General features: G+C 48.0%; 17 protein-coding genes and 3 tRNA genes. 11 read left to right on the top strand and 9 right to left on the bottom strand.

The window, feature by feature from the left end:
* Positions 1 to 26: 26 nt before the first annotated feature.
* From IT774_RS07465 to IT774_RS07430, 8 genes are all read left to right on the top strand, one after another.
* Complete coding sequence (locus IT774_RS07465) at positions 27 to 509, top strand: hypothetical protein (RefSeq protein ID WP_195812004.1); 483 nt, start codon at positions 27 to 29, stop codon at positions 507 to 509.
* 285 nt (positions 510 to 794) lie between these two features.
* Positions 795 to 1,307: a hypothetical protein gene (locus IT774_RS07460; protein ID WP_195812003.1), complete on the top strand. Its 513-nt coding sequence runs from the start codon at positions 795 to 797 to the stop codon at positions 1,305 to 1,307.
* 261 nt (positions 1,308 to 1,568) lie between these two features.
* Positions 1,569 to 2,525 carry an FAD-dependent thymidylate synthase gene (locus IT774_RS07455; RefSeq protein ID WP_195812002.1) on the top strand — a complete coding sequence of 319 codons (957 nt, stop codon included), beginning with the start codon at positions 1,569 to 1,571 and terminating at the stop codon, positions 2,523 to 2,525.
* A 119-nt stretch (positions 2,526 to 2,644) separates the two neighbouring features.
* Positions 2,645 to 2,866: a hypothetical protein gene (locus IT774_RS07450; protein WP_195812001.1), complete on the top strand. Its 222-nt coding sequence runs from the start codon at positions 2,645 to 2,647 to the stop codon at positions 2,864 to 2,866.
* A 36-nt stretch (positions 2,867 to 2,902) separates the two neighbouring features.
* Positions 2,903 to 3,760, top strand: coding sequence for a prohibitin family protein (locus tag IT774_RS07445; protein ID WP_195812000.1), 858 nt, complete (start codon positions 2,903 to 2,905; stop codon positions 3,758 to 3,760).
* Between the two features lie 69 nt (positions 3,761 to 3,829).
* Positions 3,830 to 4,474, top strand: a complete 645-nt coding sequence (locus tag IT774_RS07440) for a dUTP diphosphatase (protein WP_195811999.1) — start codon at positions 3,830 to 3,832, stop codon at positions 4,472 to 4,474.
* Complete coding sequence (locus IT774_RS07435; RefSeq protein WP_218958954.1) at positions 4,471 to 5,634, top strand: ATP-dependent DNA ligase; 1,164 nt, start codon at positions 4,471 to 4,473, stop codon at positions 5,632 to 5,634. The genes IT774_RS07440 and IT774_RS07435 overlap by 4 nt, the downstream gene beginning before the upstream one ends.
* On the top strand, positions 5,631 to 5,840 hold the full coding sequence (locus IT774_RS07430) for a hypothetical protein (RefSeq protein ID WP_195811998.1): 210 nt from the start codon (positions 5,631 to 5,633) through the stop codon (positions 5,838 to 5,840). Before IT774_RS07435 ends, IT774_RS07430 begins: the two co-directional genes overlap by 4 nt.
* Before the next feature lie 30 nt (positions 5,841 to 5,870).
* Here the strand turns inward: IT774_RS07430 and IT774_RS07425 are convergent, their stop codons facing one another.
* Complete coding sequence (locus IT774_RS07425) at positions 5,871 to 6,326, bottom strand: hypothetical protein (protein WP_195811997.1); 456 nt, start codon at positions 6,324 to 6,326, stop codon at positions 5,871 to 5,873.
* 56 nt (positions 6,327 to 6,382) lie between these two features.
* Here IT774_RS07425 and xisR point away from each other — a divergent pair, with 56 nt between their 5' ends.
* Together xisR and IT774_RS07415 are read left to right on the top strand one after the other, a co-directional pair.
* The gene (gene xisR, locus IT774_RS07420) at positions 6,383 to 6,589 is read left to right on the top strand and encodes an excisionase family protein (protein WP_195811996.1); all 207 of its coding nucleotides are present in this window, start codon (positions 6,383 to 6,385) and stop codon (positions 6,587 to 6,589) included.
* On the top strand, positions 6,573 to 7,823 hold the full coding sequence (locus tag IT774_RS07415; protein ID WP_195811995.1) for an Arm DNA-binding domain-containing protein: 1,251 nt from the start codon (positions 6,573 to 6,575) through the stop codon (positions 7,821 to 7,823). Before xisR ends, IT774_RS07415 begins: the two co-directional genes overlap by 17 nt.
* A 25-nt stretch (positions 7,824 to 7,848) precedes the next feature.
* On the opposite strand, the gene IT774_RS07410 is transcribed toward IT774_RS07415, so the two are convergent.
* The 6 genes from IT774_RS07410 to uvrY form a co-directional block, all read right to left on the bottom strand.
* Positions 7,849 to 7,934 (bottom strand) — tRNA-Leu (locus tag IT774_RS07410).
* Between the two features lie 51 nt (positions 7,935 to 7,985).
* Positions 7,986 to 8,059: transfer RNA gene (locus tag IT774_RS07405), tRNA-Cys, on the bottom strand.
* A 187-nt stretch (positions 8,060 to 8,246) separates the two neighbouring features.
* A tRNA-Gly gene (locus IT774_RS07400) sits at positions 8,247 to 8,322 on the bottom strand.
* 208 nt (positions 8,323 to 8,530) lie between these two features.
* Positions 8,531 to 9,097: a CDP-diacylglycerol--glycerol-3-phosphate 3-phosphatidyltransferase gene (gene pgsA, locus IT774_RS07395; protein WP_195811994.1), complete on the bottom strand. Its 567-nt coding sequence runs from the start codon at positions 9,095 to 9,097 to the stop codon at positions 8,531 to 8,533.
* Positions 9,098 to 9,170: 73 nt separating this feature from the next.
* The gene (uvrC, locus tag IT774_RS07390; protein WP_195811993.1) at positions 9,171 to 10,988 is read right to left on the bottom strand and encodes an excinuclease ABC subunit UvrC; all 1,818 of its coding nucleotides are present in this window, start codon (positions 10,986 to 10,988) and stop codon (positions 9,171 to 9,173) included.
* A 7-nt stretch (positions 10,989 to 10,995) separates the two neighbouring features.
* Complete coding sequence (gene uvrY / locus IT774_RS07385; protein ID WP_195811992.1) at positions 10,996 to 11,640, bottom strand: UvrY/SirA/GacA family response regulator transcription factor; 645 nt, start codon at positions 11,638 to 11,640, stop codon at positions 10,996 to 10,998.
* Between the two features lie 192 nt (positions 11,641 to 11,832).
* On the opposite strand from uvrY, the gene IT774_RS07380 reads away from it, so the two are divergent.
* The gene (locus tag IT774_RS07380) at positions 11,833 to 12,060 is read left to right on the top strand and encodes a ChaB family protein (RefSeq protein ID WP_195811991.1); all 228 of its coding nucleotides are present in this window, start codon (positions 11,833 to 11,835) and stop codon (positions 12,058 to 12,060) included.
* Positions 12,061 to 12,134: 74 nt separating this feature from the next.
* On the opposite strand, the gene IT774_RS07375 is transcribed toward IT774_RS07380, so the two are convergent.
* On the bottom strand, positions 12,135 to 12,821 hold the full coding sequence (locus IT774_RS07375; RefSeq protein ID WP_195811990.1) for a pirin family protein: 687 nt from the start codon (positions 12,819 to 12,821) through the stop codon (positions 12,135 to 12,137).
* A 1,116-nt stretch (positions 12,822 to 13,937) separates the two neighbouring features.
* Entirely contained in the window at positions 13,938 to 14,996 is a 1,059-nt protein-coding gene (locus tag IT774_RS07370) for an aminotransferase class I/II-fold pyridoxal phosphate-dependent enzyme (RefSeq protein WP_195811989.1), read from the bottom strand.
* Position 14,997: the final 1 nt, after the last annotated feature.

The following is a 14,997-nucleotide window of genomic DNA, read 5'->3' as shown; positions in this document are numbered from 1 at the left end:
TTTTGTAAATATATAGGTACTGTTACATGCGTAAGCGCAAAGCCCACAATAGTATTAAAACGGCTGAGCGTTTAGCTCGTCAAAAGCTCAAGCACACCGCCATCGGTTGTGTTGCAGCACAAGGCCCATGCCAGTTATTGGATCTACGGACTCAAAAACCACTGGTCATGCACCCGGCCACTTTTCAGTTGATCTCACAATTACGTCACCAGTGGACTGTGTATATTGCCGTGTTTGGTATCAATGTCTTTGGGAAGCACTATTCAAAGTCAGAAGAAATCCAAGTCACTCATCCCCAATTCCAGCGGGATATGGTGGAAACACTTAATACACACCACAAAAAACTTGTAGATGGGTTTAACCCAAATCACCTACTCAGTGTAGGTTGGCTGGCTACCCCCTATATCTACGAATGGCGCGAAGAACAGGCGTTTAAAATGCTTGAAAGTCTTGGTGCACTCGCCTTCGAGAAAACCGACAAAAATGAGATTTATTCCTTAATTGCGTAATGAGGTATTTATGTACGCCGACCCTATTGATCGTGCTTCTGAAACAGAAGAAGCTGAACGCCAACGTGCTATTAAAGCCATAACAAGTAAACCTGCAGAGGACCGACTAGTGGCTATTAGACGTTGTCATTTCTGTCGTGAACGTTTACCCGGTGCCCAGTTATTCTGTGATGAAGACTGCCGCGACGATCATGCTCGACTAATCCGCTCACGTAAAATGAGATAACCCTTCCACACTTTGTGGAACAGGGGTGCTCTGTTCCACGGACCTACCAGAATCCTACCATGAACAGATCATCCCCCCTTCCTATCTTACGAAAACCCCCTCTTGAGAGTGACAAAAAAGATGTAATCCAGTACATCGCAGACGGCAAATCAGACAGTGAAATTGCCATGATTTACGGTGTTACTAAAGACACCATATGGAGCCGCCGGCAAATCTGGCGACTTGAAAGTGGATCTGCAGTACGCGAACGGCAAAACAAAGATGCCTTAATCGCTATGTGGACCAACGGCTATACGCCCGAAGAAATGTCACATCTACTTGGGTTAAGTATCCAAGTGGTGTACGCAAAATTAAGAGAGTATCGCATCCGCGATCTCCCGCGCATGGGGATAGACGCCCCTACTATGTCATTGGCTTCACTGAGACAAGGACTGATACCCGAAGACGACGAAACCATTACGATAATTACCCACAAACGCATACCCAAATGGGTAATGGTACCTGTTGAGCAGTACCAGGACTTACAAAATGGGACTTATCAGCAGCTCAGGGAGCAGGCTGATGAAGTTTGAGGTAGAGAATGTCCAGCAGATCTGGCGACGACCAGACTGTACCTTCACGGTTACCTACCCCACCCGAAAAATGGTGTGTGTAAAGGGACTGCGGGGGAATTTCACCCGCCATGACTACAAAGCATTAAACAATATCTTTTGGGGCCTGGGGTACCGTACTGCCATTTTCGAGCGTGATCAAAACGGTACGCTAGTTGAGCAAGTACGGCACCTCAGGCGCCCATTTACAGATATCAACGCAACCACTTTTGAGAGAACCCAATGAAAGCTGAGTATATCCCACAGACCAGTGCCGATTTGATGACCGTGAACGCTGCCCGGGTGTCCATGGATAAAGAATCGACTGAGTTCACCTACCGCAAAGACAAACCAAAGGGTTCTGATGAAGGTCTGGTCAGCTACCTGGCTACACACCGACACTGGACCCCGTTCAGTCATGTCCGGTTTACCCTGGCCAGTGACTTTGTCTTTGTGGACTTAGAAAACATCAACCCGGAGGACGTCGCGTCAGCCGCATGGCGTACTGACAAAAATAAGGGTATTTTCAAGTTCCGTACCTCGCTGTACGGCTGGGCTCACCTGATCAAGAACGACCTGATTAAAGAGGCGTTCCGTCTGGACGTGATCCACTTTATTTACAAAGTGGCCCCGGAGTGCGCCAAGGCATTACTGCCTTACGCACCAGTCAGAGACAAACCGCATCACCTGTGGCAGGTGACCGATGAAACCGATCCGGCATTCATTGATGTGACCATGCGTGAAACCGTGCCCATCTTTGTTGCCCGTCAGCGCTTCAAGCACATGATAGGCACCACCTACAATGAAGTGTCACGCCGCTATGTGGACGACACGCCTGATTTCTATGATATAGCCGAGTGGCGTAGTAGACCTGATGGTTCTATTAAGCAGGGTTCCGGCGGTGTTCACCCGGACAACGAAGACATGTGTGGTTATACCACTACGTTTCACAATGACTTCAGAGAATTGTACGGTGAAACGATCCAGGAAGGTTTTGCCCCTGAACAGGTCAGAAGCCTCTTGCCACAGTCTATGTTGACGAGTTACTATGTGACCGCCTCATTAAATGCGTGGAACCGTGCTTACCAACAGCGCATTGATTCACACGCACAAAAAGAAATCCAGGACCTGGCTGTAGAGTGGGACAACATAATGTTGGCCTCCGAGCACAGTGCAATCTGGAAATCAATTTCCTCATAGTTGAACAACCCTAACGGGCTAATCAGCTAGGCAGTGACACCCGCCATCGGAGAAATCTGAAAAGACCAACTGGTCGTGTCACCTATCCCCTCCTTATATCTATCCAAGAGCATAAAACTATGTCCATCTTCACCGTATCATCCTTGATCAAACTCGCCACCGCTATCTGCAACAAAGCCACCTTAAAGGCTGAAAAGCAAATCACCGCAGCGAACAAACGTAAAGTCGCCCTGGCCATGAAAATCAATGAACAGGACGCCACTATCAGTACAGCAGAACGCGAAAAGCGTATTGCACAAATGATGGTAAAGCGCCTGGATATGGATGAAGACGAAGCATAACCACTGCTCCTTTGAACCCTTAAAAACGAGAAAAATATGAAAGTATCAGTACGTTATATTATCGCCGGCGTTTGTACGGTAATCGGTCTTATAGTTGGCGCCGCCTCGATGTACCAGATCGAAGAAGGTCATGTAGGTATCGTCAAATTATTTGGTGAAGCCAAGACCCAGGAAACACCTGGATTGCACTTTAAAATCCCATTCGCTGAATCAGTTGAAGAACTGGAAGTACGGACCCGTAAAAACGTGGAATCCATGGCCTCCTCTACTGATGAGCAAATGCCAATAACCGTCAGAGTATCGGTGAACTGGACTGTGGATCGTACCTCAGCCCTGGAACTGTACCGCTCATACGGCGGCTTAACCCAGTTTGAAAGCCGTATCCTTGACCCACGGTTTCGGTCTGCGACTAAGGAAATCATTCCTAAATACAGTGCTGAGCATTTGATTCAGGACCGCGCTGCAGCGATTGCCAGGATTGAGTCATTACTGAAAGAAGAAATGGCCCACTACCCGGTAACCGTAGACAACGTGCAGATCGAGGACATCAATTTACCTCAAAAGTACTTGAACTCGATTGAAACCAAACAGACAGAAAAGAACCTGGCCGCTGCTGAGGAACATAAGCTGGAACGTCAGCGCTTAGAAGCATTACGTGAAGTAAACACCTCTGATGCAAAAGCCCAGGGTATTATGAAAGTTGCTAAGGCGCAGGCTGAGTCCATTAAAATGAAAGGTTTTGCCGAAGCCGAGGCTATTGAAGCCAAAGCCAAAGCGTTGAAGAATAACCCACTAATCATAAAGCTGACCGAAGCGCAGTCGTGGAACGGTAAACTACCACAAACAATTATGGGTAGTAGTGCCATGCCAATTATGGATATGCGCTCTAAATAATATTCACTAAATACCTTACTCAAAAAGGCCACCTCCGGGTGGCCTTTTTATTACCTGGAGAAAAATACCATGCTTACCAAAGAACAAGTTAGAACCATGCTGTCAATGCAATCAGCCATGAACGGCAAGGTTAACCCTGACTGGGTCAACGCTGATAACAACTGGCTGCTGGCTGCCACACTCGAAGCCGCAGAAGCCGTAGACCATCATGGCTGGAAGTGGTGGAAGAAACAAACCCCGAATATGCCCCAACTACGGATGGAGTTGGTGGATATTTGGCACTTCATCTTGTCTGAGTGGATTGTCACCTCTGACGGCGATCTCGAATTGGCCGAGGCAAGTGTTACTCATATGGCAAGCCCGGCTCGCTTCATACCCTCTTGGGTAAAAGGCAATGACCTGTTGGGTAATCTGCAGTATCTGATCAGCACGCTTGCTGCCGGTGACCCATCCGTACCTGAGTTCATGTATGTGTTGGCTCAGGCGGGTATGTCCACTGATGACCTGTACCGTCAATACGTGGGCAAGAATGTACTGAACTTCTTCCGCCAGGACCACGGCTACAAAGAAGGTACCTACGTCAAGGTATGGGATGGCCGTGAGGACAATGAACACCTGACCGAAATCCTGGATACCTTATCAGCGGATGATCCGGATCTGGATTCCAAACTGGCTACTGCACTAAATGAACGCTACCGGGAGCTTTGCTTATGACCATGCAAGTTGAAGATATATTGAACGCAGGTACCTACGAATATGGCCAGGAGCTATTTACCACGCATAGTAACGGCGACATTGGTAGCTGGAAAATTGAAGTGTTTAATATCAACCCATACCCCCTAACCCGTACTACTGCGACCAAAAAGCTTGGTGGTAAGCCCGTGGTGACGGATAGCTACACTGCTGAAGGTAAGAACATCGGTCGGGCCAATGAGACAACCCCATTGGAGCAGGCTATCAGTGAAGCTAAGTCCAAAGTCAGTAAAAAACTGGACAAAGGGTACACCTATGAGATGCCTGAGCCCGGGCAGAGGACCACGAACGCACTGGGTTTCATCAAGCCGATGCTGGCCCAACCCATTGAGAAGGTTAAAGCCTGGAATTATCCCGTTTTGGCCCAGCCAAAAATGGATGGTCACCGGATGCTGGCCACAGTGAAAGACGGCCAAGTGGTGCTGTACTCGCGCCAGGGTAAAGTACTGGACGTTGAGCATATCCGCGCCGACCTGCAAACCGCATTCGACTGTGGTATCTGGGAAGGTGAAACGCTCGATGGTGAAGTCTACGCCCACGGTGAAACGCTGCAGCGCATTAGCTCCCTGGTTAAGAAACCCAAGCCTGAGTCCCGACATTTATGCTACTGCCTGTACGACGTAGTACGCGATATGCCCTACCCGAGCCGCCATGAAGTCCTATCTGATATTCATGCGAATATGGTGACTACGTGCGTGACCGTAACCGAAACGACCGTGGTGTTGACAGATCGGGAACTGAACGACCTGCACGCCAAGTACATTGGTATGGGGTATGAAGGAACGATTGTTCGGCAGGGCATTCACAGCTACGAGGACGGTAAACGCTCCCCTTCGCTGATGAAGAAAAAGGATTTTCAGGACGCTGAGTTTGAAATTACCGGTCACCAGACAGGTAAGCGCAATGAACGCCACGACTTGGACGTTGGCATTTACATCTGTCGTGCGCCTAACGGTATACAGTTCTCAGTCACCGCGCCAGGTGATATGTACGAGAAGCACCGCCACGCTCAGGAAGCCGAAAGCAACTACGGCAAAATGCTTACGGTTAAATTTTTCAACTACACCCCGGACGGAATTCCGTTCCACCCGGTGGCATTACGTATACGTGAGGACGTATGAGTGAATTTGAGCCAATAGAAGTCGAGGAAGAAATGATCGAGGTACGTCATCGTTGGACCGAGGATAAAACAGCCCTCGTTCAGCAGACCTCCTGGCCAAACGGTGAAGGTGCCGCAATTTCTATTGCCGGTCCAGGAGTACTAACGCCAACTACTCTGGAGCTGTCTTGGGACCAGATTGAGCTGTTAAAAGCAGTACTCGACTAAAACAACGAAGCCCCTATTAAGGGGCTTCTTTTAGTTACACATGACTGTGGAACCCACCTTGTGGCACCAGGTGGTTTTGTCCTGATTCATTATCTCTGAAAGCTGCTCCCATTGGGTAGACTGGGCATTCGCGTTTGCTTGTTGGCGATTTACGTCTTTGTTGATAATTAGCGTAGCTTCTGCGATCTGTCCTTGAACCTCACGACACGCAGATGGCGTCATACTGGAGGTACTATTATACATAGTGGTGTACTCACGCTCTAATCTATCTGGTTGATACACCCAGGTATTAAGACTATACCCGATGTTTTGTTTACTCTGGGCGTATTCCGTTGGAGAGATCATGTTCTGAACGAAGCACTTTTCTGTTCGTAACATATGAGTCGAAAAGAATGTGTAGGTATCTGCATCCATGGTTTTGTATTTAGGGGTACTGGTACACCCAACTGTCAAAAGCGCCGCACCAACCACTGAGAGTAATCTCATTTATTATCCTTAAAAATCGTCGGACCCATTCCGACTACTACAAGAGAAATCATTTTATGAAAATTAGTTACGTTCGTCTAGGCTGGGTACGCGCCGAGATCATTGAACAACATAAAGGTATTACGGTTCAGGCCCTGGATAAGCGCCGTAACCGCGGTAAATTTATCGAAGGACAGCATTGGAAGAAAGTTCACGGTGTAATCATGTATCATTATGAGAACATCGACCAACTTTTCGAGGAATTCAATGAGTCAGTTGCTTGAGTTTGTAAAAGGTTATCCTGGGGTTCAATTGCGAGGCGACTCACTTGCAATTGATTTTCGGTTTCAAGGTGTACGTTGTCGTGAAACGCTCAAAAATATGGCTGCCACGAAAGCCAATATCAAATGGGCGTACAACAAACGCACGGTAATCCTGCATGAGATTGCCCAGGGTACCTTTAACTATCGCTCCCACTTTCCTGACTCAAAGAAGGCGGATTTGTTTGCGCCGGTGCAACAGGTACCCACCGTCAATGAAGCTTTAGATGTTTGGCTTAAAACCAAGGAAAGCTCATTGGCGCCTAAAACATGGCGTGGCTATCAGGGTATCGCTGATAACCGGTTACGCCCCAAGTTTGGCCACCGAACCTTAGATTCAATACTCCAGTCGGAAATCAAAACCTGGCGTGTACGAGATCTGGGTGAACTATCCAACAAAACCATCAACGATATAATGACCCCACTTCGTGGGATCTTCGAGGATGCGTTGGCTGATCGCATCATTGAGTTCAACCCCCTCACCCATGTCAAAAACCTTGAGCGGGATTCAGAGGACAACGCCGATCCCTTCGGGATGGCGGAACTGGACATAATCAGTGCTACAGAAACAACCCGAGAGTCAGAACGTAATGGGTTCCTGTTTGCCTGCTGGTCAGGATTACGGATCTCTGAATGGTTGTCACTGGCCTGGGAAGACGTGGACTTCAATAAGCGTGAAGTGAGTGTTCGGCGCTCTGTGGTACGCGGTGATTACAAAGTACCGAAAACCAGAGGCAGTGTCAGAACAGTTCATCTATTGGATCAAGCCTGGGACATTCTACTGCAACAAAAGGCCCTGACCTTTATGCAGCGACCCCAGACTGTCGAAGTCACTCAGGCAGACAAACGACGCAAGAAAAAGGAAAAGCTCACCTTTATCTTCACCGACACATTTACCCATGAGCCATACATCAATAGCGCCCGAGTCAGCGAGCGGTTCTTTGAATCGTTTCTAAAGAAACTGGGTATCCGTTACCGCGGCCCCAATCAAGCTCGTCACACCTACGCCAGCCAACTTTTAACCAAGGGTGTTGCTGAGCGTTGGATCATGCGGGAGATGGGTCACACCTCTATCCAGATGTTCGAGAAACACTACGGTAGATGGATGGATTCTGAGATGCCTGGAATGGCTGAGACAGTATCGAAAATGTTCCAAATGGTCACATCACGGTCACAAGATAAAACCAAAATCATGTAAACTATTGATTTTATTAGGAAAATAATGGTGCCCGGGCCGGACTTGAACCGGCACGATCTTACGATCGAGGGATTTTAAATCCCTTGTGTCTACCAATTTCACCACCCGGGCTTAGAGGGCTCGGTCGTCAGACCTGGTGCAATTGCCTTGGTAAAAGCAATTTGGAGGCGGAACCCGGAGTCGAACCGAGATAGACGGATTTGCAATCCGCTGCATAGCCATTCTGCCATTCCGCCAATTTTTTGCTATCTGACATTTAAGTCAGAAGCTAGGAAGCAGTATACGATATAGACCGTAACACCTGATTCCACCAAACTAAAAAGCCTGGAGCGAGAAACAAGATGCGTAACTGGCAACCACGTTGTCACGACCGTCGCGATACATTATTAACCGGTGCACCTGATTCCACCAAACTAGAAAGCTTGGAGCGGGAAACGAGATTCGAACTCGCGACCCCAACCTTGGCAAGGTTGTGCTCTACCAACTGAGCTATTCCCGCATGTTTACTGCATAGTTTGTCATTTAAAAACAACGACAAACTGGTGTTTGGTTTGCGTTTCTTGCTGTGCCAAACGTGGGATGCATTCTACCTACCCCACCCTCACTGTCAATACAAAAACCGCTAATTTTCAACGAATTTTGCATTTTCAGGTTTGTTTGCTAGTTTTTTATTCACATTGCGCATTAGTCGAACAGTAAGGTGAATTTCAGGCTTTGCCCGCAAGATGTTTCCATGCAGCTGACGTGTATACCACCATCGACCACAACGATAAAACGGCTGCAATATAAAGTAAAATATAACCCAGGCTCACCCAATAAATTGGGAAACCCATAAAGGTTTCCAGTCCCGACAGCAGACCGATAAGCGCCAACATCTGAGCGGTGGTTTTGGCTTTACCGATAAATGATACTTTTACTTCATCACGTAGCCCCTGGCTGCCCATCCATTCCCGCAAAGCAGATATATAAATCTCACGCACCAATAGCACGATAGCAGGTAACGTGATCCACAGCGTGGCATAGCTATGGGTAATCATTAATAACGCCGCGGCGACTATTAGCTTGTCTGCTACGGGGTCCAAAAACGCGCCAAATGGGGTGTTTTGATCTAGTTTGCGGGCAAGATAGCCATCAAACCAGTCTGTGATCGCCGCCAGCCAGAAGATAAAGGCGCCTGCCTCATGAGCCCATTTCCAGTCCATAAAATAAACCAGTACAAAAACCGGAATAAGGACAACTCTGAAAAGGGTAATTAAATTTGGTACTGTCCACATAATAACTTCTCTGTTCGCTTCACTGGGTTAACCCCAACGTTGGATTAAACCCCTAACCAGGGCTAAAGTACCACTAATGATGCAGGTGGTCGTAAATGGTTTCGGCTAACTCGGTGCTGATACCAGGAACACTGGCGATCTCACCTTTACTGGCCCGCTTCAGTCCCTGTAAGCCGCCCATATATTTTAATAATGCCTGACGGCGTTTTGCCCCAATACCGGGGATACCTTCAAGTGTTGACGTATTTTTAGCTTTTTGCCGCCGGTTGCGATGCCCTGCTATAGCAAACCGGTGCGACTCATCCCGTATGTGCTGAATAAGGTGTAGCGCGGGCGCATGACTCTCCATCGGGATAGTTTCATGGGTATCTTCAAGAATCAGTGTTTCAAGCCCCGGTTTTCTGGTTGTGCCTTTAGCAACACCGATAAGCATAGGCTTTACTTCGGTTGGCCAGTCGGCAAAAAAGGTTTCTGCCTGAGCCAGCTGCCCTTTGCCGCCATCGATAAACAGAATATCAGGGATCTTGCTGGCCTCGTTAGGAGTTTTATAACGACGCTTAAGGGCCTGAGCCATGGCGGCGTAATCATCGCCGGGGGTAATATCTTCGATGTTATAGCGCCGATAATCTGTCTTTAGCGGCCCTTCCCGATTAAACACCACGCACGAGGCCACCGTTTGCTGGCCCGAGGTGTGCGAGATGTCAAAACACTCCATGCGCTGGACCGGGGCTTCTCGCTCCAGGGTTTCTTCCAGATCGAGATAACGGGCATGGACTGATTTTTGTTCTACAAACTGTGCTTCTAAGGAATTATTGGCGTTGTTCTGTGCCAGTTCCAGGTATCGTCGCTTTTCATCCCGCGCGCCACGGAAGAATTTCACCCGATAGCCGGCTTCGCTGCTGAGCACGTCGGCAATGGTCGCTTCGTCGGTCAGTTCCAGTGGAATAACGATTTGTTTAGGGATAACCTTGTTGCCCGCTAAATAGAACTGCAGTAAAAAAGATTCAAAGACTTCCTGCTCGGTGGCTGTGGGCGGCACTTTTGGAAAAAACGATTTAGAGCCTAACAGCTGACGATCACGAATGAACATCGATTGAATACAAGCCATATTGCCTTTTAGGGCATAACCAAACACATCCATTTCGTCCTGGGTGCCTGCCACCCACTGGCGTTCCTGCACTTTTCGAAGCGCGGTAATCTGGTCGCGGTAACGAGCCGCCGCTTCAAAGTTCATGTCCTTTGAGGCCTGTTCCATACGCTCCACCAGCGTGCCAATTACCTGCTGATTTTTTCCTTTTAGGAACATACGCGCCAGATTAACTTGTTCCGCGTATTCTTCATCGCTGACATAACCTTCCACACATGGTGCGCTGCAACGTTTCATCTGATATTGCAAACAAGGTCGGCTGCGAGCGCGATAATAGCTGTCTTCACATTGTCGAACCGGAAATATCTTCTGCATGGAACGCAGACTTTCTCTTACAGACCAGGCGCTGGGGTATGGCCCGAAATATTCGCCTTTGCGCTTTTGCGGCCCCCGGTGAAAAGATAGACGCGGGTGCTCATGGGCAGACAAAAAGATAAAGGGATAAGACTTATCATCGCGCAATACCACGTTATAGCGGGGTTTGTACTTCTTAATGAAATTATTTTCCAGTAAGAAAGCTTCCATCTCGCTGTTTACCACGGTGACATCCATATTCGCAATATGGGCCACCAGCGAACGGGTTTTGGCGTTATCTACCTGCATTCTGAAATAGCTGGATACCCGCTTTTTCAGGTTTTTAGCCTTCCCGACATAAATAACTTCTTCCTGGGCGTTATACATTCGGTAAACACCAGGCTGATTCGTCAGGTTTTTCAAAAAAGCAGAAGAGTCAAATGAGGACATGCCAGAACTACAATGTATTTGGATCGATCAATTTATGTCTTAATGCTAAATGGGTCAGTTCAACATCTGTGGTAACACCAAGTTTTTCAAACATACGGTATCGATATGTATTTACTGTTTTTGCGTTGATACATAACTCGCTGGCAATTTCAGGCACCCGTTTACCCCGGGTAAGGCGTAAGGCAATACTTAGCTCACGATCGGATAACACCTCGAAAGGGTTGTCCCCATCCGGAGACAGCTTGCTTATGGCAATACTCTGAGCTATTTCGGGCGGCAGATACTTTTGTCCTGCGGCGACTTTATAAATAGCCCGAATCATTTCATCAGGCTCTGCGTCTTTGGTTAAAAAACCATACGCACCGATTTGCATTACCTGCGCCGGGATCGGATGTTCTTTGTGCATGGACAGACAAATCACCCGGGTATTTTCTGACATACGCAACACTTTTTTAGTGGCTTCCAGTCCGCCCATCCCCGGCATATTTACATCCATCAATACTATATCAGGCGCGTTACGCCGACATAGCAGCACGGCATCTTCACCGCTCTTGGCTTCAGCGATAACACTAAAGTCTTGTTCATCATCTAGAATACGCCGAATTCCTGTTCGAACCAGCTCATGATCGTCTGCCAGGATAATCTTAATCACGTTATTGGTCACCGATAGTCGTTGTTGTATTCGCGGATACGGGTACGTTCTGCACCAAACTCATCATACCACGGTTCAGTGGGGTGTGAAGTCCTCCGCGCCGGTCACTGTTATCTATTTGACTGAAGTTTAAACGATTATTTGAATTACGGCGTAGCAGATAAAACAGATTCATCATAAGGAAGCGAAATTATGCCTTACGACAAAAAATCAGAGTTACCCGACTCCGTGAGCGACAACCTACCCTCACATGCTCAGGAGATATTTAAAGAAGCCTACAATAGTGCCTGGGACGAATATAAAGATCCTAAGGACAGGGATGGCAATGACAGCCGCGAGGAAGTCGCTTTCAAAGTTGCATGGTCAGCGGTTAAACAGAAATATCATAAAAATGATAATGGCAACTGGGTGAAAAAATAACACCATAAGCGGCCGGACCGTGCCTGTCCCATTCATTGAAGCAGACATGGTCCGTAAACCATTCACCATCATGGCTACGGCAAATCAAACCAGAGTGCTTCTACCTGCTTGGTGGCGGACACTGCTAAAGCCCGTCTTTGCTCTATACCCAACCCATCACCCGGGTACAATGTTTCTGCCGGGCTTGTAAGTTCACCTTTAATGAGGTGCAGATACGCGCGCTCACGCGTTACCGGCAACTCAAGGCTTTGCCCTTTTTCAAGTACCAGTCGAGACAGGCTCATATTCTGATTTATTGAAATGCTGTCTTTTGCACCATCTGGTGTCACCAGCGCCGTTAGCGGCTCTTGCTGCTCAACGGTTTTTTGGGCGTAGGATGGCATCACCCCTAATTTTTCAGGCTCTACCCATATTTGCAAAAAGTTCACTGTTTCAGTCAATGAGGCATTAAATTCCGAATGCTGAATACCGCTACTTGCACTCATTCGCTGAATATCGCCCGGCGGGATCACCGATTGATTGCCCTGGCTATCCCGGTGTTCCAGTTCACCGTCAATAACATAGGAGATGATTTCCATGTCGCGATGCCGATGAGGTTCAAATCCATAACCGGGCTGCACCACGTCATCGTTTATCACTCTTAACACCGAAAACCCCATATGTTGTTCATCGTAATAATGGCCAAACGAAAACGTATGCTGGCTGTGCAACCAGCCAAATTGTGCCTGTCCACGTTGTTGTGCGCGCCTTAGGTAAAACATAGTGCAATCTTCTTAACTAAAAATCTTGATGCAAAGTGTAGCTTGCTCCTGTGTTTGCGATAATCGCAAATACTTGAGTGTATTAATGCAAAAAAACGAACATTGAAGCGGCGGTCAGTGCCCATAGGTTCTCCTGATATTGTTCAGGTTGCTATGGTGGACAGGCATCGATCATGGGCATCGATCATGTTGTGATTTCACCTTGCGGTTTTCCAACACCGGACGGATGAAAAAGCGGACAGACACTTATCACGTTCCACATTGCTATAGTGGACAGGCACTAATCATGTTTCCTACTTTATTCGCGAGAATCGCAAGAATATCTGTGTATCAATGCATAAAACGAACATTGAAGCGGCGGTCAGGGCCCATAGGTTCTCCTGATATTGTTCACGTTGCTATGGTGGACCGTTGCTATGGTGGACAGGCAAGGCCGTTGAAAAGGTGGACAGGCACCGATCACGTTGCGGTTTCCTAACCGTTGATGAAATGGTAGACAGGCACTGATGAGGCTTCTCTTGTATGCGCAATAATTGTAAGAATGTGTGTGCATTACATTAATTCAAAAAACGAACATGAAAGCGGCGGTCAGCGCCCATAGTTTCTCCGGAGAGTGAAAAGGTGGAGAGGCACTGATGATGCTTCCCCTGTTTGCGCAATAATCGTGAGGATGTGTGTGCATTACATTAATTCAAAAAATGAATATGCAAGCGGCGGTCAGCGCATATAGGTTTTTCTGATATAGCTGACTTTAATGTGGTGGTCAGGCACCGATCTCGTTGCGGTTTCCTAACCGTTGATGAAATGGTAGACAGGCACTGATGAGGCTTCTCTTGTATGCGCAATAATTGTAAGAATGTGTGTGCATTACATTAATTCAAAAAACGAACATGAAAGCGGCGGTCAGCCGCCCATAGTTTCTCCGGATATTGTTAACGTTGCTATGGTGGACAGGCATTGATCATGTTGTGATTCCAAAATGCGGTTTTCCAATAACGGGCCGAAATGCAGTGTATAAAAAGAGAAAACTGATTATTAACCAATGAGGCCGCGAAGCTTTGATATAGAGGACAGGCAATCATCACGTAGTGGGCGGCTCACGTGCTTACATAAAAGTCAGCGTGAGTTCAGCCGTGCTAAGACTTCGCGAACAATATCCGGATGCGTGGCCAGGTTTAAGCGAAAATAGCCGGGGGCACCAAATTGTGCGCCATCACCCAGCGCCAGCTGATAATGGTTTAGCATCGTATCTTTTGCATCATCACCCAATGCGGTGGCATCCAGCCACGCAAAATAGGTTGCCGGACCCAGATACAAAGAAAACCGGGCACTTAATGCAGCATCTCTGATGATCTGCCGATTTACGGCAATGGCGTGTTTTATGTCCTTGAACCACTCTGTGCAATAGAGATATGCGGTATTAGTCACCAGACTGGCAAGCGGACCGGGCTGCTGATGGTGACGAGCGACATCCTGCATTAGCCTATGTCTGAAATCCGGATTTGTGGTGATGGCATAGGCTGCGGCGCCCACTCCGGCAAGGTTGAAGGTTTTTGCAGGCGAGCCAAGCATGATGCAGGTGCTTTTTAGCTCGGCCGGCAAATTCATCACACTCGAGACCGGGGTGTCGAATGCAAAATCCCGGTGCACTTCATCGCTGATAAGGACAATATTGTGCTGTTGGCAGTGACGGGCCAACACCTCCAGCTCATCATAATTCCATACACTTCCGGTGGGATTGTTCGGCTGGCAGATAAGCAGCATGGCCAAATCTGTGGGCAGGTTCGATAGATCAGGTCGGTAAGTATCCTCCTTCCACCGCCAGTCTAACTCTACTATCTGGCGCTGTTGCTCGGTGATGCACGGAAAAAACGGGCCATACACGGGCGTAAATAACCCCACCCGCTCACCGGGCGAGGAAAACATATTGATGCAGCGCCATAAGGTGGTCACCACGCTGGCCACTGGCACTAGCCAACTGGCCGCTACTTTAACCCCCTGCTGGCGTAGCCACGTCTCTACTGCCGTGGCGATATCAACGTGCTGATATCCGACCTGATCTGAGTGAACATACTCTGCCACCGCCTGACTCACAGGCGATGGTAAGGCAACATCCATATCGGCTATCCACATCGACAAAACACTGTCATTACTGACGCCGAATTTTTGCTGCACT

It is taken from the genome of Salinimonas marina, from assembly GCF_015644725.1.
Taxonomy (GTDB): Bacteria; Pseudomonadota; Gammaproteobacteria; order Enterobacterales; family Alteromonadaceae; genus Alteromonas.
This window is presented reverse-complemented; position numbering and strand designations above follow the sequence as displayed.

Excerpts from the sequence above, each read along its gene's own strand:
- IT774_RS07465 (WP_195812004.1), top strand. The coding sequence starts at position 27 with ATGCGTAAGCGCAAAGCCCACAATAGTATTAAAACGGCTGAGCGTTTA.
- IT774_RS07460 (WP_195812003.1), top strand. The coding sequence starts at position 795 with ATGAACAGATCATCCCCCCTTCCTATCTTACGAAAACCCCCTCTTGAG.
- IT774_RS07455 (WP_195812002.1), top strand. The coding sequence starts at position 1,569 with ATGAAAGCTGAGTATATCCCACAGACCAGTGCCGATTTGATGACCGTG.
- IT774_RS07450 (WP_195812001.1), top strand. The coding sequence starts at position 2,645 with ATGTCCATCTTCACCGTATCATCCTTGATCAAACTCGCCACCGCTATC.
- IT774_RS07445 (WP_195812000.1), top strand. The coding sequence starts at position 2,903 with ATGAAAGTATCAGTACGTTATATTATCGCCGGCGTTTGTACGGTAATC.
- IT774_RS07440 (WP_195811999.1), top strand. The coding sequence starts at position 3,830 with ATGCTTACCAAAGAACAAGTTAGAACCATGCTGTCAATGCAATCAGCC.
- IT774_RS07435 (WP_218958954.1), top strand. The coding sequence starts at position 4,471 with ATGACCATGCAAGTTGAAGATATATTGAACGCAGGTACCTACGAATAT.
- IT774_RS07430 (WP_195811998.1), top strand. The coding sequence starts at position 5,631 with ATGAGTGAATTTGAGCCAATAGAAGTCGAGGAAGAAATGATCGAGGTA.
- IT774_RS07425 (WP_195811997.1), bottom strand. The coding sequence starts at position 6,326 with ATGAGATTACTCTCAGTGGTTGGTGCGGCGCTTTTGACAGTTGGGTGT.
- xisR (WP_195811996.1), top strand. The coding sequence starts at position 6,383 with ATGAAAATTAGTTACGTTCGTCTAGGCTGGGTACGCGCCGAGATCATT.
- IT774_RS07415 (WP_195811995.1), top strand. The coding sequence starts at position 6,573 with ATGAGTCAGTTGCTTGAGTTTGTAAAAGGTTATCCTGGGGTTCAATTG.
- pgsA (WP_195811994.1), bottom strand. The coding sequence starts at position 9,097 with ATGTGGACAGTACCAAATTTAATTACCCTTTTCAGAGTTGTCCTTATT.
- uvrC (WP_195811993.1), bottom strand. The coding sequence starts at position 10,988 with ATGTCCTCATTTGACTCTTCTGCTTTTTTGAAAAACCTGACGAATCAG.
- IT774_RS07380 (WP_195811991.1), top strand. The coding sequence starts at position 11,833 with ATGCCTTACGACAAAAAATCAGAGTTACCCGACTCCGTGAGCGACAAC.
- IT774_RS07375 (WP_195811990.1), bottom strand. The coding sequence starts at position 12,821 with ATGTTTTACCTAAGGCGCGCACAACAACGTGGACAGGCACAATTTGGC.